A 25,151-nucleotide genomic window follows, 5' to 3' on the forward strand; every position below is an offset into this window, starting at 1 on the left:
TGCTATCAAATCCCGCGTGAACCGCTACACCTACCGCGCCGAGTGGTTGCCCGACTACAACGAGTACCTGGGCGTGTGTGTCGAATTGCCGTACATGAGGCGCGAAGCGCCAACCGCGCCACAAGCCGTGGCCGCCATCGAGGAGGCCGTCAAGGAGCATGTGGAGGGCCTGCGTGCCTGCGGAGACTCCGTTCCAGAACCGCTTTCCGAACGCCGCTACAGCGGGAAGATCCTCGTCAGAACCTCGCCGGAGTTGCATGCCCGCCTTGCGCTGGAAGCCACCGAGCAGGGGGTGCCGATGAACCAGTGGATCGTTCAGAAACTCAGCGGGCGGACGCCGAGCAGCACGTTCGGCCTGTCCGGCTTCGACTAGACGATCAGGCAGCGGGCCTTTCAGCTTCGAGGACCGCACTCGCATTCTTGCGAGAGGAATGGTGGCCCGTCTCGAACCTTCCCCGGATGTGAACGGTGCCGCCGTTGGCCTCGTGCTGGCGCCGCCAGTCGCTGATCGCCTGGTGCGCCGCGTGATCCAGGTAATGCACCGAAACATCCACGGTGACAACGGGTCCGGCGGGAACGGACGCCAGCACGCGCGTCAGCCGCGGGAGCGCCAGGAACGTGCACGCGGCGCCCTCGATGTGCACTTGCCACTCGCCATCGACGGGCGTGGCCTCGACCTTGGCCCGGATCACCCGCCAACCGGTCAGCGCGATGGCCAGCGCCAGCCCGATCAACACCCCGTGCAGCAGGTTGAGGAAGACGACACTGACGGCGGTCACCACGTACACCGCGAGATCGCCGTGCTTCATCGCGGTTTCGATGTGGGCCGGCTTGAGCAGCTGGATGCCGATGACGATGAGCAGCCCGGCAAGCGCGGCGGTGGGAATCTCTTCGACCAGCCCCGCGAAGGGGACCGTGAACAACAGGATCCACACGCCGTGCATGATGGCCGAGGCGCGCGATCTGGCGCCCGCAATGACATTGGTCGAGCTGCGGACGATGACACCGGTGATCGGCAGCCCACCGACGGTGCCCGACACGATGTTGGCGGCGCCCTGCCCGACCAACTCCCGATTGAAGTCGGTGCGGGGCCCGTTATGCATCCGGTCGACCGACTCCGCTGACAGCAGGCTCTCGACGCTGGCGATGAGCGCGACGGTGATCACCCCGATCGCCACCGCACCCCAGTTGCCGTGTGGAAGGTCGGGCAGCTGCAGCGCGTCCAGCGGGGACCCGTCGAGGTCGATCCGGCGCACATCGAACGGGAAGACGATCGACACCAGCGTCGCGACCACGATCGCGACCAACGGCCCCGGAACGCGGCGCACCTTGGCGGGAAGCCACCGCCAGGTGACGAGGATGACGATCACCAGTACGCCCAGGATGGCGCCGGGCCGGTGCGCGCCGATGATCTGACCCGGCAGCCCGATGAGGTTGTGCCAGGCCGTGCTCTTGGATTTTCCGCCCAGCAACACGTGCGCTTGTTGCAGCGCGATCGTGATGCCGATGCCGGCCAGCATGGCGTGCACGACCACCGGCGAGATCGCCAGCGCCGCCCGGGCGACGCGGCTCAGTCCCAACACCACCTGCACGACACCCGCGGCCATGGTGATCAAACACGTGACGCCCCAACCGAACTCGGACACCAGGTCGGCGACCACGACCGTAAGACCGGCCGCCGGACCGCTGACCTGCAGCGGCGACCCGCCGATGGCGCCGGCGACGACGCCCCCGACGACCGCGGCGATGAGGCCGGCCAGCACGGGGGCGTTGGAGGCGATCGCGATCCCCAACGACAACGGGAGGGCGACCAGGAACACCACCAGCGACGACGGCAGGTCGTGGCGGATGATCGATCGCGCCCGGTCGTTGCGTGAGGGCTCGCCCTCAAGGTCAGGTCGGCTGTCGAGCTGTTGGATGTTTTGCATCGGTCGCGTCCCTCGTCAGGTGTTAGCGGGGGATGTTCCGATATCGCCCCATGTTGCGCTGCATTACGTCGGCGTAAACTCTTGGCACACAAACGGTTACGAGCCGACCGGGCCCACGGTGGCACGGCCGGGAACACTGGCTGCTGCGTCGACGGTATTTGCTGGCAAACCCCGGGTCAAGCGGAAGGGCCGGCCCCCATATGGAATGCAAAGAATTGACATACGCGGCGTCAGGCGCCCACGTCAGAAGCCCGAACCGTACACCTCATGCCCCGGGACCTCGGCGATCAGGCCCCGGTAGGCCTGCTCGACGCTCGATCCGTGGTTGATCACCGCGTCGACTTCCCGGGCGATCGGCATGCTGAGGCCGAACTCGTTGGCGAACTCCATGATCACGCTGGCCGCTTTCACGCCCTCGGCGACCTGGTTCATCGAGGCGATGATCTCGTCGATCGGCTTGCCCGCGCCGAGTTGTTCACCGACGTGACGGTTGCGGCTGCGCTGGCTGGTGCACGTGACGATGAGGTCGCCGAGGCCGGCCAGGCCCGGGAAGGTCTCGGGATTGCCGCCCATCGCCACGCCGAGCTTCGTCATCTCGCGCAACGCGCGGGCGATCACCAGCGCGCGGGTGTTTTCCCCGATGCCCAGCGAGTAGCCCATCCCGACGGCGATGGCGTAGACGTTCTTCAGCGCCCCGGACATCTCGACCCCGATGACGTCGTCGGTGGTGTAGACGCGGAAGCGCCGGGTACGGAACATCCCCGAAAGCCGGGTCGCCAGATGCTGGTCGGGCATGGCCAGCACCGCCGCGGCGGCGTAGCCCTCACCCACCTCGCGCGCGATGTTCGGCCCCGCCAGGATGCCGGCCGGATGTCCGGGCAGTATCTCCTCGATGATCTGCGACATCCGCATGTTGGTGCCCTGCTCGAGCCCCTTGACCAGTGACACCACCGGCACCCACGGCCTCAGTTCCTTGGCCAGCTCGGTCAGCACCCCCCGAAAGCCGTGCGAGGGAACGCCCATCACGACGATGTCGGCGCAGTTGGCCGCCTCGGCGAAGTCGGTGGTGGCGCGCAGCGTGTCGCTCAACACCACCTCGTTGCCGAGGTAGCGGCTGTTGCGGTGGTTTTCGTTGATGTCGGTTGCGGACTCCTCCGAGCGCACCCACTGCAGCGTCGGCCCGCGGCGCGCACAGATGGACGCCACCGTGGTTCCCCAGGAACCGCCACCGAGGACAACGACGTTGGGTTCGCGCATCTGAGCTGCCATGGCGATCAGCGTATTGCCGACACCGGAGATTTAGAAGCAGTTCACCCGGCGAGTGCCCGGTCGGATGCCCGGCCGAATACCATGGCCTCCTCGATGCGGTCGAAGCGGTAATCGATGGCGTCGGCCAGGTAGTTCTGCCGCACATTCCACGGCCGTCTGGTTCCCGATTTCGGCAGCGCATGCGCCGAGCGCAGCACGTAACCGGCGTTGATGTCCCAGGACGGCTTTTCGGTCATCGGCTCGTTGCCGCGATGCGGGTAGGCGTGGGTGTAGCCGTGGGAGGCCATGTGCGCCAGCAGCTTTGCCGTGGCCCGGGCGGTGATGTCGGCGCGCAGCGTCCACGATGCGTTGGTATAGCCGACGCACCAGAACAGGTTGGGCACGTCCTCGAGCATGTGCGCCTTGTAGACGAAGCGGTCGTTCGCCTTGATCTCGTTGCCGTCCAGGCTGATCGCGGTCCCGCCCAATGCCTGCAGCTGCAGGCCGGTGGCGGTGACGATGATGTCGGCGTCGAGGTGCCCGCCGGATTTGAGCGCGATACCCGTCGCGTCGAAATGGTCGATGTGGTCGGTGACCACCTCGGCGCGCCCGGCGGTGATGGCGTTGTACAGGTCGGCGTCGGGGATCAGGCACATCCGCTGGTCCCACGGGTTGTAGCGCGGCCTGAAGTGGGTGTCGACGTCGTAACCGGCGGGCAGGCTGGCGATCGCCTTGCGTCGCAGCAGCCAGCGCACGAGCCCGGGCGCCTTGCGGGACAGGGCGAAGAACACCGCCTCGGTGAGCGCGCTGTACATCCGGACGGTCAGGTGAGCGGGCTTGCGCGGCAACACTTTCCGCGCGACGGCGGCGACCTTGCCGTATTTCGAAGCCGAGATGAGATAGGTGGGCGAGCGTTGCAGCATGGTCACTTTGGCGGCCCGCTCGGCCAGCGAGGGGAGCAGCGTGACCGCGGTGGCCCCGCTGCCGATCACCACGATTTTCTTGCCGGTGTAGTCCAGGTCTTCCGGCCAGTGCTGGGGATGCACCACGACGCCGCCGAACGTCTCGATGCCCGGGAACTCGGGGGTGTAGCCCTCGTCGTAGTCGTAGTAGCCGCTGCCGAAGAACAGGAACCGGCCGCGGTAAAGCTTGCGCGCGCCGTCCTGTTCGACGGTGACCGCCCACGTGTCGGTGGACGAGTCCCAGTCGGCCGAGCGGACGTAGCTGTTGAACCGGATATGGCGATCGATGCCGTACTTGCGCGCCGTGGCGGTCAGGTACTCGCGGATGTGCACACCGTCGGCAACGCCCTCCTTGCGGGTCCACGGCTCGAACGGGAAGGACAGCGTGAAGATGCTGCTGTCCGAGCGCACGCCGGGGTAGCGGAACAGGTCCCACGTGCCGCCGATCTGTGCGCGCCGTTCCAGGATGGTGTAGGTCAGCTGCGGGTTGCGCTCGCCGATCCGGTAGGCCGCATCGATGCCGGAGATGCCGGCGCCCACGATGATGACGTCGGAGTAGTCGGCCTCGCTAGGGGTCATCGCGAACCTCGCTCACATTGTGGGACTGGTCACTAGATTAGGCACCGACCGGTTGGCCGGGCCAGTAATCCGTGGGGCCACTCCTCGAGCGCGAGCGTAACGGGGTTGCGAAAAAACGAGTGCGATTTCGCAGTGGGGTTACGCTCGCGGCCGCGGGCTACCGGTAATTGACGAACTGCAGCGCGACGTCCAGGTCGGCCTGCTTGAGCAGCGCTTGGACGGCCTGCAGGTCGTCGCGCTTTTTGCTGGTGACGCGGATCTCGTCGCCCTGGATCTGCGTCTTGACGCTCTTGGGTCCCTCGTCGCGGATCAGCTTGGTGATCTTCTTGGCGTTCTCGCTGCTGATGCCCTGCTTGATGGTGCCGCTGACCTTGTAGGTCTTGCCGGACGCCTGTGGCTCGCCGGCGTCGAACGCCTTCATCGAGATGTCGCGACGGATCAGCTTCTCCTTGAAGACCTCGACGGCCGCCTTGACGCGTTCCTCGGTGGACGACGTCAGCTCGATAGCCTCGTCGCCCTTCCACGCGATGGTGGTGTCGGTGCCGCGGAAGTCGAAGCGGGTGGCCAGCTCCTTGGCGGCCTGGTTGAGCGCGTTGTCGACCTCTTGGCGCTCGACTTTGCTGACGATGTCGAACGATGAGTCCGCCATTCGATACGTCCCTTCATCCGGTGATGGCCGTTTGTGCTTTGTCTACCCCCTCGTTGTAACCTGTCTGGCGGCAGGTTGCCCGAGCGGCCAATGGGAGCGGACTGTAAATCCGTCGCGAAAGCTTCACAGGTTCGAATCCTGTACCTGCCACCAATCTTCGTCAGAGCGCAGGCTTCACCGGTTTCGGCCCGTCGCCGATTCTGACATCACGCCCCGCGCCCGCCGACACGGTCGCGGCCTCGCCGCGGGCCAGGCCCACCGTCGCGACGATCACCAACACCGCGGCCACCGCCAGCACAATCCAATCCGCGCCGTGGGCGTCCAGCGTCTCGCCCAGCACGGTGATCCCGAGGACCGCGCCCACGATGGGCTTGGCGGCGATGATCGTCGGCAACGAGGCGGTCAACGCGCCGGCGCGGTACGCCGATTGATGGAAGATCATCCCGGCCGCCGCGCAGAAGACCCAGCCGTACAACTCCGGGGAGCGCCACAGTTCTGCAGGGTTGCGCTCCAGGATGTCGACGACGCCCTTCATCAGCACCGCGAACACCGCCAGCAACGAGCCGGCCACCGCCGCGAGCAGCAGCGCGGCCACCGGGCGGTCCGACCAGACCCGGGCGCCCAGCAATCCGAGCAGCAGGGGCGGGCCCATCACGACGGCCACGATCAGCCACACCTCGGCCGGCGCGCGCTGCCGGCCGCCGGCGGGGTCGCCGACCGCGATGACGACCACCAACGCCGTGGTCAACAGCACCGCCCACAGCCACTCCCCGCGGGTCACCGGGTGGCGGCTCATCCGCGCGTAGATCGGCAGGGCGAACAGCAGCGCGGTCACCTGCAGCGACATCACCAGCAGGACCGAACCCCTGTCCAGGGCGGCGGCCAGCAAGACGTAGCTGGCGATGTCCCCGAGACCGCCCATCCACCAACGCCTATCGCGCAACAGCATGCCGAACAGCGCCAGGTGCCCGACCGGTTTGTCGGTGACCTCCTGTGCGGATCGCTGGCGCACCACGTTGCCGATCGCCGACGCCAGCGCGGCGCAGAGCGCAAGGACCGCCGCCACATCAGTGCTCGACATGGGTGACCTCCTCGCGCCGAACGCGCGTCACTGGTTGCTCACCAATCTAGAGCGGGAACTCGGTGCCGGTGAGTTGCTCGGAAAGGTCCCACAGCGCCTGTGCGGTGCTTGCCCGCTTGGCCGGCCAGTTGCGCCACGTCGGCTGGGTGCGGCCGTACAGACCGAATCGTGGGCCGACGAAGGTGTCGCCCGGCAGATCCTGCGACACCGCGTACAGCGTCTGCCTGGCGCCGAAGTCGGCGTCGGTGGAGACGATGCGGTCGACGGCCAGTACCGCCGCGTCGCCCCATCTGCGGCCCGAGTTGCCCTGCAGGTTCGTGTGCGACCAGCCGGGATGGGCGGCCAGCGCGCGCAGCGAAGAACCGGCGGTCTCGAGGCGCCGTTGCAGTTCGCTGGTGAACAGCAGGTTGGCCAGCTTCGACTGGCTGTAGGCCAGCCACGCCGAATACGGCCGGGACCGCCAATTCAGGTCTTTGCGGCTGATGTAGCCGAAGTGGTGCATCAGCGAGGAGACCGTCACCACCCGGTCGGTGAGCCTGGGCAGCAGCAGGTTGGTCAGCGCGAAGTGGCCGAGGTGGTTGGTGCCGATCTGGCCCTCGAAGCCGTCGGCGGTCACCGCATGTTTGGTGGCCATGATGCCGGCGTTGTTTACCAGCACGTCGACGGCGGCCATCTCGTCGGCGAAGCGCCGCACCGAGCCCAGGTCCTGCAGGTCCAGTTGGCGCACCTCGACGTCGCCGGTCATCCGTTCGGCGGCGGCCTTGCCCTTCTCCGTGTTGCGCACGGCCAGAACGACGCGGGCACCGACCCGCGCCAGTTCGCGGGCGGTGGCCTCGCCCAGTCCGGCGTTGGCCCCGGTGACCACGACGGTGCGTCCGGCGAAGGAGGGCAGGTCTGCTGCGGTCCAACCAGCCATTCAGCCACCCTAACTACGTGATCTCGCCCACCAGAACGCCGCAGGTATCGTGCGTGGGATGGCCGGCGGAACGTCACCTGAGCGTCACGGATGTATCTAGGGGTCATCGTCAATCCGCTCGCGCGCAGGAATCGCGGTGCGCGCGGTGACCGCGTCACCGAGTTGCGCCGCATCGTCGGCCCCTGGGGCGAGGTGTGCGAAACCGCCTCGATCGAGGACCTTGGAAAGACCGTGGACCGGCTCCGTCCGCGGGTCACTCACCTCGTCGGCGACGGCGGCGACGGCGCGCTGCACTGGTTGATCAACGAGATCGAGCGGTGCGAAAGCGATCCCGAACGGTGGCCGACATTCGTGCCGACAAACGGGGGCAGCGTCAACGCCGTCGCCCGCAAGGCTCGGGTGCGCGGGCGGCCCGACGCCATCATCCGCGCACTGGCGGCCGCCGCGGAGAACGACCGCCTCCCGAGCGAGATACGCCTCGACACCTTGCAACTCGACGGCGAAACCGCCGACGGCGCCGCTTTCCATCGCCTGTGCTTCGGCCTGGCCGCCGGGGGCGTCGGCAACCGGTTCTACGACATGTACTACGGAAAGCCCGACCATGGCCGCGGGGAGGTCGCCCGCGTGATCGGCCGCTCGTTCCGCGACTACCTGGCCGCCAAGGTCGGCCGCTCGCAAGACTCCAATTACGCGTCCGTGCTGTTCGCGCCGACGCGCGCGCGGGTGGTCATCGACGGCGAAGAGGTTCCGACGCGCACGCACCGGCTGCTGCACGCCGGCGCAATCGACCTGCGGATCGGTGGGCCGTTCCGGCTTTTCCCGAAGGCCGAAAATCCCGGCGCGCTGCATTTCCAGGCCGGCGAGGTAAGACCGTCGAGCATCGTCGCGCAGCTTCCCGCGGCGCTGACCAACGGCACCCTCCGCGGTCGCCGGGTGCGCGACGTCAACGGACGCGAAATGACCATCGAGGCCGAAGGGGAGCCGCTCTCGCCGATCATCGACGGCGAACGGTTCGTTGGTATCACCCGGCTCGTGGCCCGGGCGGGCCCGCGCATCCGCGTCGCCCAGACCGGCTGACTCCGCATCTCAGTAGATCAGCACTCCCCGTGAGCGTGACCCCGGAAGCGCCCTCACCGCCTTTCCGGATATCCCTTTGCGGTGCGGCGATGAAATGACGCGGGAATGGCGTCCCATTTATAGTCAACAATTCAGAATTCGCGCAAATACGGAAATCAGTATCCGCGCCTTTACGGACTCGGGCAATCACTAAAAGCACTGTTTAAGCGCGCAGCATCGTTACTGAAATCAGTAATTGCGGACAGATCACCAAGCAACGGGCGAAGTAGTTTCCACCCAAGCTGTGAAATTAATGTGGAGTGCCCAAAATTGCCTTCCGCGCTTTGCCTGGAATCCATTGGCGGCGTTACATTGGGCTTATCAATTGAATGAAGAGGGGGTGCCTCCGGCGATGGAGACGCTGATTGATCATCTGCACATGCGGGAAGCCCGGACACCGGACAAGACCCTCTTTCGCTTCGTCGACGACGGCGGCCGCGAACTGGAGCACTACACCTACCGGAGTTTCTCCGAGCGGACGCGCGAGCTGGCCGCCTACCTGTCGGCCGAGGCCGGACTGCGTGCGGGCGATCGCGCGCTGCTGATCTACCCGCCCGGCCTCGAAATGGTCGCGGCGTTCTACGCCTGCGCCCGCATCGGCGTGATCGCCGTGCCGGTCAGCCCGCCGCTGCCCATGTCGTTCGAGTCGGGGCTGGCGAAACTGGGCTTCATCGCGCGGGACTGCCAGGCCAAGGCCGTGCTGTCGACCAAGCAGTTCGAGTACGACTACCGCCTGCTGCTCAACCACCTCGACGGCGGGTCGCCCTGGCCGGACGCCCAGCGCCCCCCGGAGCTGCCCTGGTACGCAACCGACGGCACGCAGGAATTCGGCGGCGCCCCCGTCCCCGATACGCCCGGACCGGTGCTCTTCCTGCAATACACCTCCGGCTCCACCAGCGACCCCAAGGGCGTCGTGGTCAGCCACGCCAACGTGATCGCCAACGCCTCGGCGTTCACGGGTGGTGAGGTGCTGGTCAGCTGGCTCCCGCAACACCATGACATGGGCCTGATCTCCGCCTACCTGTTCATCCTGCTGGTGGGCGGGACCACGCACGCGATGTCGCCGCTGGACTTCCTGAAGCGGCCGTCGGCCTGGCTGCGGCTCATCAGCGACGTGCGCGCCACCCACACGCCGGTGCCGAACTTCGCCCTCGAGCTCTGCCTGCGCGAGGACAAGCTGCCCACGTCCGAGCTGGCCGGGCTCGACCTGAGCAGCCTGCAGAACATCGTCGTCGGCGCGGAACCGTTGCGCGCCAGCACGTTCGCGCGCTTCCGGCGGCGTTTCGCCCCCTACGGCCTGGAGCCCAACGCGCTCACCGGCGCGTACGGCATGGCCGAAAACACCCTGATCGTGTCGTTGCGCGGGCGTCAGACCCTGGCGCTGAACAAGCGTGCGCTGGAGAAGAATCTCGCGCGGGTCGAGAAGGCCCAGCCCGAGAACAGCAACCAGGCCCCGGTGGTGAGCTGCGGCAAGCCCATCGACGGCAACGTGGTCCGCATCGTCGACCCGCAATCCGGGCAGGCGCTCGGGGAGGGCCGGGTCGGCGAGGTCTGGCTGGACGGGCCGTCCAAGGGCGGCGGGTACTGGAACCGCCCCGGGCTGACGGCGGAGGCCTTCGCCGCCCGCATCCCCGGCGACACCGAGCACACCTACCTGCGAACGGGCGACCTCGGCTTCCTGTACGAGGGCGAGCTGTTCGTCTGCGGCCGCAGCAAGGACCTGATCATCGTGCGCGGCGTGAACTGCTATCCCTCGGACATCGAGGGCATCGTGGAGCGGTCGGCCCCGCAGGTCCGCGGCGGCTGCGTCGCCGCCTTCGCGGTGGAGCACGACGACCGGGAGGGGCTGACAGTGGTGGCCGAGGTCCGCGACGAGCAGGCGCTGCCGGACGGCAAGGCATTGGCGCGCGCCATCCGCCGGCACGGCCACATCGACCCGCACGCCATCGCGTTCGTACCGCCGCACAGCATTCCCAAGACCACCTCGGGGAAGATCAGGCGCTCCGCCACGCGCCAGCTCTGGCGGGAGGGCAAGCTGCCCGTGCTGTCGACCTACGCGCATCAGCCGCACGACCGGGCGGACGCGAACCTCGGCCCGCTGGACCGGTTCCGCAACCTGATCGAGAGCTACGACCTCACGGGGCAGGAGGACTGCTCCTTCGCGGATCTGGGCATCGACTCCCTGGCGCTGGCCGAGCTGCGCGCCGACCTGCAGGGCCTGCTGGAAGAGCATGGCGCCGGGGAGCTGGCCGAGGAGGTCAACACGCGGCTGCTGCAGCGGCTGACGGTGGCCGAATTCTTCCGGCTCATCCGGCAATTCGGTGCGGGGTCCGGGCGGCCGCTGGACGCGCTGCGTCAGGCGCTGGACCAGATTTCGGCCGACTACGAGGCCTACGAAACCGCGCGGATGCGCGCCGACGCACGGCTTCCCCTGCCCGCGCTGCCCCCGGCGCGGCCCGGCGCGCCGACCGACATCCTGCTGACGGGCGCGACCGGGTTCCTGGGGCCGTTCCTGGTCGCCGGCCTGCTGGAGCGGACGTCGTTCACCGTCCACACGCTGATCCGCGCCACGGACGAAGCGCACGGGCTGGACCGGATCGTCGCGTCGCTGCGCAAGGCCCGGCTGTGGTCCCGGGCTCTAGAAGCCGAGGTCCGCGAGCGGGTGCGGGTGGTCTGCGGTGACCTCGCCGAGCCCCAGCTGGGCCTCGGCGAGGCGGGTTTCCGGCGGTTGGCCGAGAGCGTCGACGCCATCGTCCACAATGGCGCCCTGGTCAACTACGTCAGGACCTACGACGCCCTGCGGCCCGCCAACGTGATCGGGACGCACCAGCTGCTGCGCCTGGCCATGACCGCGCACCGCAAGGCCTTCCACCTGGTGTCCAGCACCTTCATCTACGGGTGGAGCGTCAAGCCGGTGGTCGGGGAGGCCGACGCCAACCTGGAGATGAACGCCCTGGACTTCGGCTACTCGCAGACCAAGTGGGTCGCCGAGCAGCTGGCCTTCGCCGCCCAGCGGCAGGGGCTCGACGTGCGCATCTTCCGGCCGTCGCTGATCTCACCGACCGGCGCGGGCTTCGGCAGCCAGGACGACATCCTGGTGCGCACCGTGGCGTTCATGATCGAGCACGGCATCGCCGCCAACGCGCTCAACCAGCTCAGCCTGCTGCCGGCGGACCTGATCGCCGACCACATCGTGGCGCTGCTGGACCTGCCCGCCGAGGCTGGCACGGTCTTCAACATGACCGCCGACGACTACTACAACCTGACCGACATCACCCGCATCCTGTCCGAGCGTTACGGCTACCGCTTCGTCTACCACGACATCGGATCGTTCGCCGCCGAGATGAACCGCCGGTGCACGACGCGGGACCCGGTCTACCCGCTGGTCGATTTCCTCACCCGATCGGCGGGCAAGATCGCGGCGATGCGGGACAAGCGCTACGGCAACACCCACTACCAACGTGCGCGCGCGCTGGCCGCGGTGCGCCTTCGTGAGCCGGCGCTCACGGAAACGGTCGAGAATCTCGTCCGGTTCTTGCGCAGTGAGCGCCTGATCACCGAGGCTGAGGCCGAGGCGCACCGCAGCGCCTAACCACCCGAGGGGGTCCCACATGTTCACCGTCGACGACCAGGCGACGGGTCCGCATGACGCCTCGCTCGACCATGAGCGGATCGTCCTGCAGGCGCGTGACGTCGACTTCGACTGGGCGCGGCTGCCGTTCTACTACGTGCCCGACGAGCCCTTCACCACCCACTTCTGCAACGTGCTGCACCTGCTGCTGCCGGCCGGCGAGGAGTTCATCGTCGAGGCGTTCAAGAACGCCTTGCCCCTGATCAGGGACGACCAGCTGCGGCTGGACGTGCAGGGTTTCATCAGTCAGGAGGCCATGCACTCCCAGGCGCATTCGGGGGTGCTGCACCACTTCGCGGCCAAGGGCGTCGACGTCACGCCGTTCACCGACCAGATGGCCTGGCTGTTCTCCCCACTCATCGGGGACCGGCCGCGGTGGGGCCGGCGGCGACGGCAGAGCTGGCTGCTCGAACGGGTGTCGATGGTGGCCGCCCTCGAGCACTACACCGCCATCCTCGGCGAGTGGATCCTCGACACCCCGCAACACGACGCGTTCGGCACCGACCCGACCATGCTGGACCTGCTGCGCTGGCACGGCGCGGAGGAGGTCGAACACAAGGCGGTCGCGTTCGACACCATGAAGCACCTGCGCGCCGGGTACTGGCGCCAGGTGCGCACCCAGCTGCTCGTGACGCCGGCGCTGCTGTGGTTGTTCATCCGCGGCGTGCGCTTCATGTACTCGGTCGACCCGCACTTACCGCCGGGCACCAAACCGCGCTGGCGCGACTACTTCAGCGCCGCGCGGCGGGGCCTGGTGCCCGGGCCCTTCCAGTTCCTGCGGGTCGTCGGCGCCTACTACACGCCGAGCTTCCACCCCTCAAAACTGGGCGGGGTGGGCCGCGCGGTCGACTACCTGGCCCGATCACCCGCCGCCCGCGCGGCACACTGAGTTCCGGGGGTATGCGCGAATGACTCGGTCCACCAACGTAATCGCCTCTGACGGCGTATCGCTGGCCGTCCATGCCCGCTCGGAGATCGACCGAGGGCGCCCGACGATCTTGGCGATCCACGGCTACCCGGACAACCACCACGTGTGGGACGGCGTTGCCGACGCGCTGAGCGGCCGCTACAACTTCGTGGCCTACGACGTTCGCGGCTCTGGTGATTCGTCCAAGCCGGCGCGGCGCTCGGGATACCGTCTGCCGCAACTGATTTCGGACATCGACGCGGTGATCGACAGCCTCGGGGTGAACGAGATCCACCTGCTGGCGCACGACTGGGGTTCCATCCAGGCGTGGGCCGCGGTCACCGACGACGCGGTCATGGATAGGGTCGCCTCGTTCACGTCGATCTCCGGTCCCCACCTGAACTACGCGGGCAGGTTCCTGCGGTCCGCCCGCTCACCCCGCGGCGTATTCGACGTGCTCAAGCAGGCTTTGGCGTCGTCGTACATCTGGTTCTTCCTGTGCCCGGGGATACCGGAGCTGGCGATCTGGTCCCGCGTCAGCGTGACGGTCTTTGCCGCGGTCGAACTCATCGGGCGGCCCCGAGGCGGCGGCCGGCGGCGCGCGGCGACCACCCGGTCGGCGCGCGACTACCTCAACGGGCTCAACCTGTACCGCGCCAACATGCCGGCGCCGTTCCTGGCGCCCGGGAAAAAGTTGCCGCAGACCAAAGTTCCCGTGCAGGTCCTGGTCGCGCGCAAGGATTATTTCGTGTCGCCGCCCCTGCAGCGGTTCACCGGGGCGATACCGCCCAACGGGCGGGTCGTCGAGATCGACGGCGGGCACTGGGTGGTGTCCTCCCATCCCGAGGTCATCGCCCAGCTCACGGCCGAGTGGGTCGACCAGGTCACCGGCATCCGGCAGGTGTAGGACATTGGCTGTGGCAGCGACGATTTGGAGTAGCAGGCCCGCCGACCTGTACGGCCGGCGCAAGCACGACCGCCTCTACACGGCGTTGTGGGGGGTGGGCACCCTGTTCGGGGGTTTCGCTTCGGCGTCGCGATGGAGCCCGTCGCGGGTGGTGCCCGTGCGGCGGACCAACAGCGCGGTGGTCACCAAGCGCGAAGTTCTCACGCCCGACGTGGTCGCGCTGACGCTCGCCGACCCGCAAGGCGGATTGCTGCCGGTCTGGACCCCCGGGGCGCACATCGACATTCGGCTGGCCTCGGGCCGCCGCCGCCAGTACTCGCTGTGCGGTCCCCCCGGGCGGCGCGCCGACTACCGCATCGCGGTGCGCCGGATCGCCGACGGTGGCGGCGGCTCGATCGAAATGCACGACACCTTCGACGTGGGTGACACGATCGAGTTCGAAGGCCCCCGCAACGCGTTCTATCTCGTCACCGACGAGCGCGAGGTGCTGTTCGTGATCGGCGGCATCGGCGTGACACCGATCCTGCCCATGGTCCGGCTCGCCCAGCAGCACGGAATGGATTGGCGTGCCGTGTATGCCGGCCGCAGCCGGGAGTACATGCCGCTGCTGGACGAGTTGCTGGCGGTGGCGCCGGACCGGGTCACCGTGTGGGCCGACGACGAGCGCGGCCGCATCCCCACCGCCGCGGAACTGCTCGCGGATGCCGGGCCGACGACGGCCGTCTACGTGTGCGGCCCTTCCGCGATGCTCGAATCGGTGCGGGCGGTGCGCGACCAACACGCCGACGCGCCGCTGCATTACGAACGGTTCGGCCCGCCGCCCGTCGTCGACGGTGTCCCGTTCGAGCTGGAACTCGCGCGTTCGCGGCGCGTGCTCGCCGTGCCGGCGAACCGGTCGGCGCTGGACGTCATGCTCGACGGCGACCCGACGACCGCGTACTCGTGCCAGCAGGGTTTCTGCGGCACCTGCAAGGTGAAAGTACTTGCGGGCCAAGTCGATCGGCGCGGCCGCACCGCGGAGGGCGACGGCGAAATACTGGTCTGCGTGTCGCGGGCGAAAGGCGATCGCCTGGTGATCGACGCCTGAAATGGCCCCTCAGTTGTCGTGCGCCGGGTAGGCGTGCACGAGTGCGCTGTTGAGCCTCGGCACCGCGTGCGTCAGTTCGTGTTCGGCGTCATGGGCGATTCGGTGGGCGTCCTCGAGGCTGGTGTCGGGATCGATGTCGAGTTCCGCGTCGGCGTGCAGCTGGTGCCCTATCCAGCGCATCCGGATGCTCCGCACGCTGCGGACACCGGGCCGGGCGGCAAGGCATGCCTCGGCGGTGTCGACGAGCTCGGGGTCCACCGCATCCATGAGCCGGCGGAAGATATCGCGCACGGCGCGGTACAGCACCGCCACGATCGCCACCGTGATGGTCATGCCGACCACCGGGTCCGCGATCGGGTAGCCGAGGGCGACGCCGATGGCTCCGAAAAGCACGGCCAGCGAGGTGAATCCGTCAGTTCGCGCGTGCAGGCCGTCGGCGACGAGCGCGGCGGAGCCTATCCGGCGGCCGACCCGGATCCGGTAGCTTGCGACGCCCTCGTTACCGAGGAAGCCGACGACGCCGGCCGCGGCAACCCAGCCGACGTGCTCGACGGCGATGGGGTGGATGAGCCGCAGCGCGGCTTCGTAGCCGGCGACGATCGCCGACAGGGCGATCACGCCGATGACGAACAGACCGGCGATGTCCTCGACCCGCCCATAGCCGTAGGTGTAGCGCCGGGTCGCCGGGCGTCGGCCGACCGAGAACGCGATCCAGAGCGGGGCCGCGGTCAGCGCGTCCGAGAAGTTGTGAATGGTGTCGGCGGCCAGCGCGATCGATCCGGACACGGCGGCGATGACCACCTGCACGGCCGCCGTCGCGGCCAGGCCGATGAGGCTGAGCTTGACCGCCCGGATGCCGATGGCACTGGATTCCAGGGCGGTGTCGACGCTGTCGGCGGCGTCGTGGCTGTGCGGGAGCAGCTGGCCCGCGATGCCGCGAATTCCATGGGGATGCTCATGCCCGTCGTGGCGGTCGTGGTCGTGCCCACCGGCCACGCTCATCTCGGCGCTGCCCGCATACCTGCATGCATACGCAGATAATAGGTCAGTGGACCGGCCCGCGCGAGCGTGGCTTTGTGCCAGTGACGCGCGCCACACCGGGGTAGTGACGTTCGGCCCTATTGGGAGCGGCGGCGGTGAGACAAGCTACCGCGTCGCCAGAAGTAAGTGCCGAGACGTGGGAAGAAAGGGAGACCGCGCTGTGATGTGTGCGCCCGAATCGATCAACGCAGGCGGTACGGCGTGAGCGGCCAGGGCGGCGGCGCCGTCCTCGCCCGCGAGGTGGTCGAACTCGATCACGACGAAGCCATGCGCTTGCTGGCCAGCGTCGACCACGGGCGGGTGGTGTTCAACCACCGGGCATTGCCGGCCATCCGCGTGGTCAACCACCTCGTCGACGGGGGCCGCGTCATCGTGCGCACCCGCCTGGCCGCCACGGTCTCCTCGGTGGTGCGACAGAGCAGCGAGGCCGGTGTCGTGGTGGCGTACGAGGCCGACGACCTCGATGCCCAGCGGCGGACCGGCTGGAGTGTGGTGGTGACCGGCTGGGCGACCACGATCACCGACCCCGCGGAAATCGCGCGCTACGAGCGGGTGCTGCAGCCGTGGGTGAACATGACGATGGACACGATCATCGCGATCCAGCCCGAAATGGTCACCGGCGTCCGGATCATCGACGACGCGCGGTTGTGACCCGCCTGCGCCAGGACATTGCGCTGGCCCCCATGTTCGACGGGCTGAACGCCGCCCACGTCGACTTCCTGGCTGACCAGAGCCGTGACATCTTCCTGCCCGCGGGGCAGGTGCTGTTCCGCAAAGGAACACCGTCGACCGGGTTCTACCTGGTGCACGAGGGCCTCATGCAGCTTTCCGTCTCCAATTCGGAGGGCGTCCTGAAGGTTGTCGAAATCATTAGGCCGGGAGGCGCTTTCGGCCATGCCGTGATGTTCGTGCGCGAGCCCTACCCGGTGGATGCCACCGCACTTGCCGACACCCAATTGGTATTCGTCCCCGCCGAGGCGGTCGATCGGGTCCTCGAGGAGGACCCGGCGATGGCGCGGATCATGCTGGCGTCGATGGCGCGACGGCTGCAAAGCAAGATCCAGGACATCGCCATGCTGTCCCTGCAATCCGCGACGCAGCGGATCGTGGCCTACATTCTGGGGGCGGTGGGCGCGGGCACCTACAACGTGGGCGGGGGAGCCGGTGCCGGCGAAAACGATGCGAGCGCCGAGGAACCCGCGACCAGCATCGAATTGCCCGCGCTCAAGCAGGTGCTGGCGTCACGGTTGGGGATGACGCCGGAGACCTTCTCCCGTGCCATGCGCGCCCTCACCGACAAGGGGCTGATCCGCGCGGACGGCGCGGTGGTGCAGATTCCCGATGTCGCGGCGTTGGATGCCTATGCCCGCAGCGTCTCGACGTTGTGATCACACCCACAGCCGGGACTTGATCTAGGTCAAACCCCTCGTCTCCGCCGGTTCGTAGCGTGAGCGCGTCACTTGCTCACCGCCGCCGGAGGAGACTCAATGTTTTGCTACCAGTGCGAACAGACCGATCGCACCGATTCGCCTGACCGCCCGAATCTGCTGGCCTTCGGGTGCGCGAGCACGAAGGGCAACTGCGGCAAGGACGCCAGCACCGCGGCGCTGCAGGACGTGCTCGTCCACATCAATTTGGGCATCGGACAATACGCGCAGGAAGCCCGCCGGCTCGGAGCGGCCGACCCGCGATTCGCCGCGCACGCCAGCTTCGACCTGTTCACCACGCTGACGAACGTCAACTTCAACCCCACCCGATTCATGGCCCTGATCTCCGCCGCCCTCGACATGCGCGACCAGGCGAAGGCAGCCTACGAGACGGCGGCCCGGGCCGCGGGCATCGAACCCGAAAACCTCTGCGGCCCCGCCCGGTTCGTTCCGGCGACCACGGTCGCGGAGGTGGTCGCCCAAGGCGTCGCCGTAGGTGTGGACGCCGGCCTGGACCTGCTCGGCCCGGACGTGGTCGGCCTGCGGAACCTCAATCTTTATGGCCTCAAAGGGGTTTGCGCGTATGCGTACCACGCTCACGCCCTGGGCTACCGCACCGACGACACCGACGCGGGCATCGAATCCGCACTGGCGTTCCTGGCCGGCGCACCCAGCGACGCCGACGACCTGCTTGGCCACGCGCTCGAGCTGGGTTCGCTGAACCTCGAGGTGATGGAGCTGCTCGACGCGGCCAACACGGGCAGCTTCGGTAGCCCCGTGCCCACGCCGGTGCGGATCACTCCCGTTGTCGGCAAGGCCATCCTGGTGTCGGGCCACGACCTACACGACCTGCAGAAGATCCTGGAGGCCACCGAGGGCACCGGGATCAACGTCTACACCCATGGCGAAATGCTGCCCGCCCACGGGTATCCCGGGCTGCACGCCTACCGTCACCTCGCCGGCAACTACGGCGGCGCCTGGCAGGATCAACAGCGCGACTTCACCGCCTTCCCCGGCCCGATCGTGATGACGTCCAACTGCCTGATCGAGCCGCAGCCGGCCTATCGCAACCGCATCTTCACCACGGGGCCGGTGGGCTGGCCGGGCATCCGCCACCTCGATGTCGCTGACGTTTCCCTGGTCATCAAGGCCGCGCGGTCCCTGCCCGGATTCAGCACCGAGGTGCCGTCGGAAACCATCACCACCGGATTCGGGCGCGACGCGGTGTTGTCGGTGGCCGACACCGTGATCCAGGCCGTCAAAGACGGTGCGATCAAACGCTTCCTGCTCATCGGGGGATGCGACGGCGCCGCACCGGGACGCAACTACTACGCCGACGTCGCCGACCAGGCGCCCGACGACACGGTGCTGCTCACGCTCGGCTGCAACAAGTACCGGTTCAACACCCACGAGTTCGGTGACATCGCCGGCATCCCCCGCCTGCTCGATGTCGGCCAGTGCAACGACAGCTACTCGGCCGTGCAGATCGCGTTGGCGCTGGCGAACGCGTTCGATTGCGGGGTCAACGACCTGCCGCTTAGCATGTTCGTCTCCTGGTTCGAGCAGAAGGCCGCAGCGGTGCTACTGACGCTGCTGTCACTGGGGATCCGCAACATTCGGCTCGGACCGACCCTGCCGGCATTCCTGAGCCCCGCCGTGGTCGACATCCTCGTCGAGCGGTTCGCGCTCAAACCGATCGGCGATGCCGCGCAGGACCTGGCCGACGCGATGGCGGGTGCCTGATGACCGAGACCATCGCGCTGCCCGCCGACACCGAGTTGTCGGGCCACGAGGTCGTCCTGGTCACCAAGGATGGCCAGGAGTCGAGGATCTCGTGCGATTCGCAGACCACCGTGCTCGCCGCTGCCGAACAGGCGGGCATGGTGCTGAAGTCGACCTGTCAGACCGGTGGGTGCGGGGCATGCTCGGCCGTGCTCTCCGGCGGACAGGTGGACATGGGCAAGCACGATCCGGACGTCGTCGAAGTACCCGAGAGCCAGGGTGGAATCCTGTTGTGCTGCAGCGTGCCTCGCAGCGACTGCCGCATCGAGCTGCCCTACGACCGTAGCCAGGTCGTCACCGCGCCGCCGACACAGCAACAGGCCCGGGTCACCGGCTTGACGCTGGTCGCCGAGGAAGTGATGCATCTGAAGGTCGAGCTGGACGGCTCGTCCGCGGACTTCGATTCGGGCCAGTTCGTGCGGATCACCGTCCCGGGCGGCGATGCCCGACGCGCCTACTCGCCGGCCAACGTCGCGAACTGGGACGGGGAGCTGGAGTTCTACATCCGGCTGTTGCCCGGCGGCCTGATGTCGCAATACCTCACCGAGAACGCGGCCGTCGGCGACGTGCTCACCGTCTCCGGCCCGCAGGGATCGTTCACGCTGGCCGAGAACGGCCTGCGGCCCCGCTGGTTCCTCGGCGGCGGGACGGGATTGTCGCCGTTGCTGTCGATGCTGCGCCGAATGGCCGAGTGGGGCGACCCGCAGCGCGCCCGGCTGTTCTTCGGGATCACCCGTCACACGGAGGTTTTCGGCCAGGACGAGCTCGCCGAACTCGCCGGGTCGATACCCGACTTTCGGGCCGACACCATGGTGTGGGAACCGGATCCGCGGTGGACCGGCGCCACGGGCAATCCCGTGGATCTCGCGGCGGCCGAAGTAGGACTGCTCGACGAAAGCCCCGATGTCTACGTGTGCGGACCGCCGCCCATGATCGAGGCGGCCTACGCCGCGCTGACCGCGGCCGGCGTGCCTCGCGAACAGATCCGTGCCGAGCGCTATTCGAGCACTGCCTGAGATCATCGGAGCCCCGCGGAACGACTTGCGCGGGAATTGGTTTCGCTGATGCCGGGGGCCATCGGTTGCCGGGCGTTCTGGTGCGGCCGTTGCCTCCATCGCAGTGGTGTTGCGGCGCGTCCTATGCTTTGGCGAGGAAGGGGTAGCCAGATGGAAAAGATCTCGCTCGTCGCTCTTGCTCGCCAGCAGTTGGCGGCCGCCCACCGGGCCGCCAGCGGCCGAAGTGCACACACGGTCTACGGGGGCCATGAACACACCCTGCGGCAGACCATGGTCGCCTTGACGGCCGGAACGGCGCTCTCCGACCACGACAGCCCCGGCGAGGCCACCTTGCAGGTGTTGCAGGGGCGCGTCCGGTTGACGGCCTCCGAGACGAGCTGGGACGGGACGCCGGGCGACCACCTGGTGATCCCGCCCAGCCGGCATGGCCTGCACGCCGTCGAAGACTCCGTCGTCCTGTTGACCGTCGCCAAAAGCGGTTAACGCCCGGCCACCTCGATGATGCCGTGCGCGCCGCGCTCGGCGTCGACCATCGCGTGTGACACGAACGGGTATCGGCCCGGCTGGGGGAAGGTCAGTTCGACGAATCCGCCGTGGGCCGCGAACAGGCCGAGCGTCTGGGCGCCGCCGGCACCCTGGTCCCCCTTGCCGCCAAGTCGGTAGTCGCCCTCGGACCACACGGTGTCGAACTGACCACCGACGACGTGGAACGAGGTGCCCCGATTCGGTCCGGCGGCGAGCACCCAGATGCGGACCCGCTCGCCGACCCGAGCGGCCAGCGGCGCGTGGTCGTACTGCCGGGCGTAGCCGTTGAACACCACCAGGTCGGGCTTGTCGGCGGCGACCTTGTCCGCGTCGGCCGAGCCACCCGGCGCCCCGAGGTACATCTCCGACTGCACGATCAGATACTCACGGTCGACGCGCGGCAGGTCCGGCGGGTCGATGATCACCGCCCCGAACATGCCGTTGGCGATGTGCAGGGACATCGGCATCGTCGAGCAGTGGTAGAGCCAGATGCCCGCTCGCGTCGCGGTGAACCGGTACACCAGGCGCTCGCCGGGTTGGATGGTGCGCATCGGCGCGTCGGGGGCCAGCGCCCCGGCGTGAAAGTCGATCGAATGCCCGGTGCTGCCGTCGTTGACGAGGGTGATCTCGAAGACGTCACCGACCTTGCCCCGCAAGGTGGGCCCGGGTGCGGTGCCGCCGAATGTCCACAGCCGCTGGGTGATCCCGGGGGAGACCTCCCGTTGGATCTCGCTCACCGGCAGGGTTATCCGGTGATCGGCCGTTGCAGGCGGCAGCGTGGCGTCACGCGGCGCGAATCCCGGCGCCGGGTCGGCGCCCAGGCTGCGGGCGATGTCGCCTGGCGGGATCGTCGCGACGGGGGCCGAACCGTGGTGATCCGGATGCATTGCGGGCATGGGCGCGCCGGTCACCCGGACCGAAAACGTCATGCCCATCTGCCGGTGTCCGGCCACCGCGCACCAGCCGTCGAGGTCCGAGCCGATCACCCCGGCATCGAGGACCGCCGTCTGGCCCGGCGGCGTGCGGCCCGTGCGGGTGCCGTTGGACAGCACGAGGTCGTGCTGGTCGGTGCCGGTGTTGGCGAGGGTGATCCGCAGCCGGTCCCCGGCCGGAACCTCGACCGTGTCCGGCAGGAAGCGCATGCCCCGGATGCGGACCGACACCTCCGTGGTGTGCCCGGTCGCGGCCACGGCCACCCGCGGCGAGGTGCCGATGCCGGCCGAGGCGGGGTCGGCGGCCACCCCGGCCGCGGCCGCCAGCACGACGACCCCGAGCCCGGCGGCGGCGGTGCCGAGCCGTCGCCGCGGCGGGGCCGGCTGCGGTTGCCCCGGACCAGTGCCGCGCTCCCGGCGCGCCCGCCACACCGCCCGAACCAGCAGCGGCAGGAAGGCCGCGTAGGACACCAGAACCAGCATCGACGCGCCGACCCGCACCAGGCTGGGCGTGGGCAGGACACACAGCAGCAGGCCGGCGTTGGCGACGGTCAGCCGCCACGGAGCGCCGCGCTCCAGTTCGGTGCCGGCCGTCAGGGCGGCGGCGCGCCCGCCCAGCACGACGGGGGTCAGGTAGGTGAGCGACCCGAGCAGCACCTGTACCAGGAATCCCGCCAGCAGGGCTGCGGTGAGGTCGCCGGCCGCCGCCACCGCCGCCGGCCAGGTCGGCGAAAGCGCCAGTGCGACTGCGGCGTAGGCCAGCGATCCGATCAGCCAGGCCACACCCGCCAGCACCGACAAGGTCGCGAAGTCGCCCGGCCGCTTGCGGCGAACCTCATCGACGTGCGGACGCAGGACCAACCCGGCGGCGGCGAGGTAGCCGAGGGCGCCCGCGCCGGCGACCGGTGGTGACCCCGCCACCGCGCCGCCGGTGGCCACCGCCAGGGCGGCCAGCAGCGCCGGCAGGCCGCGGCGAGCGGCCACCTCGACCCCGTCGGCCATCCGGGTGCGCAACATCGTCGGCCACAGCGTGACCAGCGTGCCGAGCACGGTCAGTCCCACCCAGCCGAACAGGTTCAGCGCGGCGTGCGCGACGACCAACCGCTCGTGGTCCCCGCCGGGCAGCGCCCGATTCGCCATCGCCACCCCGAGTCCCGCGCCGATCGCCAGGCACACCGTCGCGGCGACGTAGTAGCGCACGGTGACGCCGAATCGGGCCGGCAACGCGGTGCGCAGCTGACGCAGCAGGCTCGCCCCGTGTGCCAGGGCGGCGACGCCGACGACGACACCGCCGGCCAGCACGACCGGCCACCACCGGCCGAGCATGCCGGCGACCACCGTGACGGCGCCGGCGTTGAACGCCGCGATGCGCGCCACTTCCGCGGTTCGCGCCGGGTCCGGCGGCCGGCGCAACAGCGCATCGGCGAAATGCCGGCTCCAGATCAGGATCGCGTTGCCGGCCGCGCCCAGCCCCAGCAGATGGATCAGCAGCCAGCCGGACAGCGGAACGAAGCGGTGCGCGACCGCCACCGCGGCGAGTGCGGCGAGCCAGGCGAACACGACCGCCCCGGCGCGCAGGTGCCATCCCGAGCGGTTCATGCCGGCACCCGGCTCTCCGCCCGCGTCGCGGAATAGCCTGCGACAGCGATGAATCCGAGCACGGCAACGATGTTCAGCACGCCACCCGCCTGCAGTGCCCAGTGGACGCCGTGCGCGTCGCCGACCGCCAGCCGCAGCAGCAGCGACAGGTGCAACAGCGCCACCGGGCCATACATGAAACGGGTATAGGGCAGCGGGCGGCGCAGCACGGCCGGCAGGATCACGGGCGCGTGCGCCATGATCATCGACAGCACGAACCCCAGCATCACGGCGTGCACCACCGCGTCGTAGCCACCGCCGGAACGGACCCGGCCGGCCAGCAACCAGGTCAACGCCGGTAGCAGCAACCACCCGTAACCGGCGGCCAGGCACACCGCCATGTAGCGGGTCAGTCCCGTCGCGCGCACGGTGCGGCGCGCGACGTCGAACCGGCCCAGCCACACGACGAGCGCCAACAGCGCCGCGCCCAGCAGCGGGTACCCGGCCATCGGCCACAACAGCGCGGCGACGGTGCCCGCGACCATCGCCACCGCCACGGCAACCAGCAGCGCCTCGGCCCGGGTGCCGAGCATCGCCACGCGGGCGAGCTCGAGGCGCTCCCCGGCGATCGTGAGGATCAAGAAACCCGACAGCCAGGGCAACAGGTCGGGGATCGGAACGCCGCCCACCCACAGCAGCGCCGCGCCGGTGGCCAGCACGGCGCCGGCGACCTGGACCACCACCGCCACGTCGGCGGTTCGCCGCCACAGCGGCACGTACACCGCAACCAGTAGCGCGGACCCCGCGAGCAGCAGCAGCCCGCCGAGGTTTTCCGGTGCCGCGGTGACCAGTACCACCGCGCCGGTGCCGAGGCACACCGGGCTCAGGTAGGCCCACCACCGATGCGCGGCCACGGCCCGTTCCAGCGCGACCAGCGTGCCGACGAAGCCGAGCACCAGCAGGATGCCGTGCACCTCGGTCAACCGGGTGGTGACGATCGGCGCGGGCAGCCCGAGCAGCACCAGAGCGGCGTCTAGCCCGGCCAGCAGCGCGAACCCACCGGGCACCAGCAGCAGTGCCCGGGGCGGGATTCGGCGGTCAGTCATCATGTCGCACAACGGGATCGGGCAGGAACAGCCGGCAGGCACCGGGTTCGGCGAACGGAATGAGATCGAGTCCCCCGACGCTGTGGGCGCCGAGTCGCTCGAGCATGCCCTCGACGATGCCGAGGTGGACCTGACAGACGACGGTGGGATAGCGGCGGGCCGCGTCGAGCAAGGGGCAGAACCGCAGGGCGATGCCCCGGTGGGCGCCCGGCGTCTCCGGCTCGTCGTCCGGTGCGAAGCCGAGGCGCGTCAGCGCCTCGAGTACGGACTGCCGCGGATCGCCGCCGGCTTGGCTGTGTTCGTCGATCAGTTCGCGGCCCCACTCGATGCCGGCGGCCCGCGCGTCGCGCTCGGGGTGCGCGCTGGTGCGCGCGAGGTGACCGGCCAGCGCGGTCGCCAGGCCCGCGTAGTCCCGAATCGCCACGGCGGGGTCGGCGGCCGACGCCCGATACACCGTGGCCGGCCGCCCGCGTCCGAGGGCGGCCGCGGTGGAGCGCTCGACAAGCCCGAGGTCGACGACCGCGTCGAGGTGTTCGCGGACGGTATTGGGGTGCAGGTCGAGACCGGTGGCGGCGTCGGCGACCCGGACGGGGGAGTGTGCCCGCACGTACTCCAGCACCCGCAGCCGCTGCCCGGACAGCGGCACCGGGACCCCGAGTGTCGGCGCCGGTTCGGGGCCGAACACCGCCAGATCTTTTTTCACGGAAATAACTGTAGTAAATTGGAAGGCGAC

At 68.9% G+C, this 25,151-nt stretch carries 21 protein-coding genes and 1 tRNA gene; 12 read left to right on the forward strand and 10 right to left on the reverse strand.

Translation table 11 applies throughout. The annotated features are described in order from the left end of the window. The first annotated feature begins 16 nt into the window (after positions 1–16). Entirely contained in the window at positions 17–373 is a 357-nt protein-coding gene (locus KXD96_RS07100; protein ID WP_260743848.1) for a type II toxin-antitoxin system HicB family antitoxin, read from the forward strand. 4 nt (positions 374–377) lie between these two features. Here the strand turns inward: KXD96_RS07100 and KXD96_RS07105 are convergent, their stop codons facing one another. The 4 genes from KXD96_RS07105 to KXD96_RS07120 all read right to left on the reverse strand — a co-directional run bounded on the left by KXD96_RS07105 (position 378) and on the right by KXD96_RS07120 (position 5,366). Beyond that, entirely contained in the window at positions 378–1,928 is a 1,551-nt protein-coding gene (locus KXD96_RS07105) for a SulP family inorganic anion transporter (RefSeq protein ID WP_260743849.1), read from the reverse strand. A 243-nt stretch (positions 1,929–2,171) separates the two neighbouring features. After that, positions 2,172–3,197 carry an NAD(P)H-dependent glycerol-3-phosphate dehydrogenase gene (locus KXD96_RS07110; protein ID WP_260743850.1) on the reverse strand — a complete coding sequence of 342 codons (1,026 nt, stop codon included), beginning with the start codon at positions 3,195–3,197 and terminating at the stop codon, positions 2,172–2,174. A 41-nt stretch (positions 3,198–3,238) separates the two neighbouring features. Further along, positions 3,239–4,717, reverse strand: coding sequence for an NAD(P)/FAD-dependent oxidoreductase (locus KXD96_RS07115; RefSeq protein WP_260743851.1), 1,479 nt, complete (start codon positions 4,715–4,717; stop codon positions 3,239–3,241). 157 nt (positions 4,718–4,874) lie between these two features. After that, complete coding sequence (locus KXD96_RS07120) at positions 4,875–5,366, reverse strand: YajQ family cyclic di-GMP-binding protein (RefSeq protein WP_260743852.1); 492 nt, start codon at positions 5,364–5,366, stop codon at positions 4,875–4,877. Between the two features lie 69 nt (positions 5,367–5,435). On the opposite strand from KXD96_RS07120, the gene KXD96_RS07125 reads away from it, so the two are divergent. After that, positions 5,436–5,519, forward strand: a tRNA-Tyr gene (locus KXD96_RS07125). Positions 5,520–5,526: 7 nt separating this feature from the next. On the opposite strand, the gene KXD96_RS07130 is transcribed toward KXD96_RS07125, so the two are convergent. Together KXD96_RS07130 and KXD96_RS07135 are read right to left on the reverse strand one after the other, a co-directional pair. Continuing rightward, positions 5,527–6,447, reverse strand: a complete 921-nt coding sequence (locus KXD96_RS07130; RefSeq protein WP_260743853.1) for a DMT family transporter — start codon at positions 6,445–6,447, stop codon at positions 5,527–5,529. A gap of 46 nt (positions 6,448–6,493) precedes the next feature. Next, positions 6,494–7,363 (reverse strand): oxidoreductase, encoded by an 870-nt coding sequence (locus KXD96_RS07135; RefSeq protein ID WP_260743854.1) that lies wholly within the window; start codon positions 7,361–7,363, stop codon positions 6,494–6,496. 90 nt (positions 7,364–7,453) lie between these two features. Here KXD96_RS07135 and KXD96_RS07140 point away from each other — a divergent pair, with 90 nt between their 5' ends. The 5 genes from KXD96_RS07140 to KXD96_RS07160 all read left to right on the forward strand — a co-directional run bounded on the left by KXD96_RS07140 (position 7,454) and on the right by KXD96_RS07160 (position 15,011). Continuing rightward, positions 7,454–8,440, forward strand: coding sequence for a diacylglycerol kinase family protein (locus KXD96_RS07140; protein WP_260743855.1), 987 nt, complete (start codon positions 7,454–7,456; stop codon positions 8,438–8,440). Positions 8,441–8,831: 391 nt separating this feature from the next. Further along, complete coding sequence (locus KXD96_RS07145; protein ID WP_260743856.1) at positions 8,832–12,071, forward strand: thioester reductase domain-containing protein; 3,240 nt, start codon at positions 8,832–8,834, stop codon at positions 12,069–12,071. Positions 12,072–12,090: 19 nt separating this feature from the next. Continuing rightward, a complete protein-coding gene (locus tag KXD96_RS07150) occupies positions 12,091–12,999 on the forward strand; it encodes a metal-dependent hydrolase (RefSeq protein ID WP_260743857.1) in 909 nt (302 codons plus the stop codon). 19 nt (positions 13,000–13,018) lie between these two features. Continuing rightward, positions 13,019–13,924, forward strand: a complete 906-nt coding sequence (locus KXD96_RS07155) for an alpha/beta fold hydrolase (protein ID WP_260743858.1) — start codon at positions 13,019–13,021, stop codon at positions 13,922–13,924. Between the two features lie 4 nt (positions 13,925–13,928). Continuing rightward, a complete protein-coding gene (locus KXD96_RS07160) occupies positions 13,929–15,011 on the forward strand; it encodes a PDR/VanB family oxidoreductase (protein ID WP_260743859.1) in 1,083 nt (360 codons plus the stop codon). Positions 15,012–15,020: 9 nt separating this feature from the next. On the opposite strand, the gene KXD96_RS07165 is transcribed toward KXD96_RS07160, so the two are convergent. Beyond that, complete coding sequence (locus KXD96_RS07165) at positions 15,021–16,013, reverse strand: cation diffusion facilitator family transporter (RefSeq protein WP_260743860.1); 993 nt, start codon at positions 16,011–16,013, stop codon at positions 15,021–15,023. Positions 16,014–16,319: 306 nt separating this feature from the next. On the opposite strand from KXD96_RS07165, the gene KXD96_RS07170 reads away from it, so the two are divergent. From KXD96_RS07170 to KXD96_RS07190, 5 genes are all read left to right on the forward strand, one after another. Further along, the gene (locus KXD96_RS07170) at positions 16,320–16,703 is read left to right on the forward strand and encodes a pyridoxamine 5'-phosphate oxidase family protein (protein WP_260745261.1); all 384 of its coding nucleotides are present in this window, start codon (positions 16,320–16,322) and stop codon (positions 16,701–16,703) included. Next, a complete protein-coding gene (locus KXD96_RS07175; RefSeq protein ID WP_260743861.1) occupies positions 16,700–17,440 on the forward strand; it encodes a Crp/Fnr family transcriptional regulator in 741 nt (246 codons plus the stop codon). The genes KXD96_RS07170 and KXD96_RS07175 overlap by 4 nt, the downstream gene beginning before the upstream one ends. A gap of 99 nt (positions 17,441–17,539) precedes the next feature. Beyond that, positions 17,540–19,222 (forward strand): hydroxylamine reductase, encoded by a 1,683-nt coding sequence (gene hcp, locus KXD96_RS07180; RefSeq protein WP_260743862.1) that lies wholly within the window; start codon positions 17,540–17,542, stop codon positions 19,220–19,222. Then, positions 19,222–20,277: an FAD-binding oxidoreductase gene (locus tag KXD96_RS07185; RefSeq protein WP_260743863.1), complete on the forward strand. Its 1,056-nt coding sequence runs from the start codon at positions 19,222–19,224 to the stop codon at positions 20,275–20,277. The genes hcp and KXD96_RS07185 overlap by 1 nt, the downstream gene beginning before the upstream one ends. A gap of 150 nt (positions 20,278–20,427) precedes the next feature. Further along, positions 20,428–20,760 (forward strand): cupin domain-containing protein, encoded by a 333-nt coding sequence (locus tag KXD96_RS07190; protein ID WP_260743864.1) that lies wholly within the window; start codon positions 20,428–20,430, stop codon positions 20,758–20,760. Here KXD96_RS07190 and KXD96_RS07195 read toward each other — a convergent pair. The 3 genes from KXD96_RS07195 to KXD96_RS07205 are packed head-to-tail and all read right to left on the reverse strand — an operon-like array spanning position 20,757 to position 25,121. Further along, complete coding sequence (locus KXD96_RS07195) at positions 20,757–23,333, reverse strand: multicopper oxidase domain-containing protein (protein ID WP_260743865.1); 2,577 nt, start codon at positions 23,331–23,333, stop codon at positions 20,757–20,759. The genes KXD96_RS07190 and KXD96_RS07195 overlap by 4 nt on opposite strands. Continuing rightward, positions 23,330–24,421: a hypothetical protein gene (locus tag KXD96_RS07200; protein WP_260743866.1), complete on the reverse strand. Its 1,092-nt coding sequence runs from the start codon at positions 24,419–24,421 to the stop codon at positions 23,330–23,332. Before KXD96_RS07200 ends, KXD96_RS07195 begins: the two co-directional genes overlap by 4 nt. Then, on the reverse strand, positions 24,411–25,121 hold the full coding sequence (locus KXD96_RS07205) for a metalloregulator ArsR/SmtB family transcription factor (RefSeq protein ID WP_260743867.1): 711 nt from the start codon (positions 25,119–25,121) through the stop codon (positions 24,411–24,413). Before KXD96_RS07205 ends, KXD96_RS07200 begins: the two co-directional genes overlap by 11 nt. Between the last annotated feature and the right edge of the window lie 30 nt (positions 25,122–25,151).

Source organism: Mycobacterium sp. SMC-2, assembly GCF_025263485.1.
Classification (GTDB): Bacteria; Actinomycetota; Actinomycetes; order Mycobacteriales; family Mycobacteriaceae; genus Mycobacterium.

Bases quoted from the DNA above. Each gene is read 5' to 3' on its own strand.
- KXD96_RS07105 (WP_260743849.1), bottom strand. From the start codon at position 1,928: ATGCAAAACATCCAACAGCTCGACAGCCGACCTGACCTTGAGGGCGAG.
- KXD96_RS07110 (WP_260743850.1), bottom strand. From the start codon at position 3,197: ATGGCAGCTCAGATGCGCGAACCCAACGTCGTTGTCCTCGGTGGCGGT.
- KXD96_RS07115 (WP_260743851.1), bottom strand. From the start codon at position 4,717: ATGACCCCTAGCGAGGCCGACTACTCCGACGTCATCATCGTGGGCGCC.
- KXD96_RS07120 (WP_260743852.1), bottom strand. From the start codon at position 5,366: ATGGCGGACTCATCGTTCGACATCGTCAGCAAAGTCGAGCGCCAAGAG.
- KXD96_RS07130 (WP_260743853.1), bottom strand. From the start codon at position 6,447: ATGTCGAGCACTGATGTGGCGGCGGTCCTTGCGCTCTGCGCCGCGCTG.
- KXD96_RS07135 (WP_260743854.1), bottom strand. From the start codon at position 7,363: ATGGCTGGTTGGACCGCAGCAGACCTGCCCTCCTTCGCCGGACGCACC.
- KXD96_RS07140 (WP_260743855.1), top strand. From the start codon at position 7,454: ATGTATCTAGGGGTCATCGTCAATCCGCTCGCGCGCAGGAATCGCGGT.
- KXD96_RS07145 (WP_260743856.1), top strand. From the start codon at position 8,832: ATGGAGACGCTGATTGATCATCTGCACATGCGGGAAGCCCGGACACCG.
- KXD96_RS07150 (WP_260743857.1), top strand. From the start codon at position 12,091: ATGTTCACCGTCGACGACCAGGCGACGGGTCCGCATGACGCCTCGCTC.
- KXD96_RS07155 (WP_260743858.1), top strand. From the start codon at position 13,019: ATGACTCGGTCCACCAACGTAATCGCCTCTGACGGCGTATCGCTGGCC.
- KXD96_RS07165 (WP_260743860.1), bottom strand. From the start codon at position 16,013: ATGAGCGTGGCCGGTGGGCACGACCACGACCGCCACGACGGGCATGAG.
- KXD96_RS07170 (WP_260745261.1), top strand. From the start codon at position 16,320: ATGCGCTTGCTGGCCAGCGTCGACCACGGGCGGGTGGTGTTCAACCAC.
- hcp (WP_260743862.1), top strand. From the start codon at position 17,540: ATGTTTTGCTACCAGTGCGAACAGACCGATCGCACCGATTCGCCTGAC.
- KXD96_RS07185 (WP_260743863.1), top strand. From the start codon at position 19,222: ATGACCGAGACCATCGCGCTGCCCGCCGACACCGAGTTGTCGGGCCAC.
- KXD96_RS07190 (WP_260743864.1), top strand. From the start codon at position 20,428: ATGGAAAAGATCTCGCTCGTCGCTCTTGCTCGCCAGCAGTTGGCGGCC.
- KXD96_RS07195 (WP_260743865.1), bottom strand. From the start codon at position 23,333: ATGAACCGCTCGGGATGGCACCTGCGCGCCGGGGCGGTCGTGTTCGCC.
- KXD96_RS07200 (WP_260743866.1), bottom strand. From the start codon at position 24,421: ATGATGACTGACCGCCGAATCCCGCCCCGGGCACTGCTGCTGGTGCCC.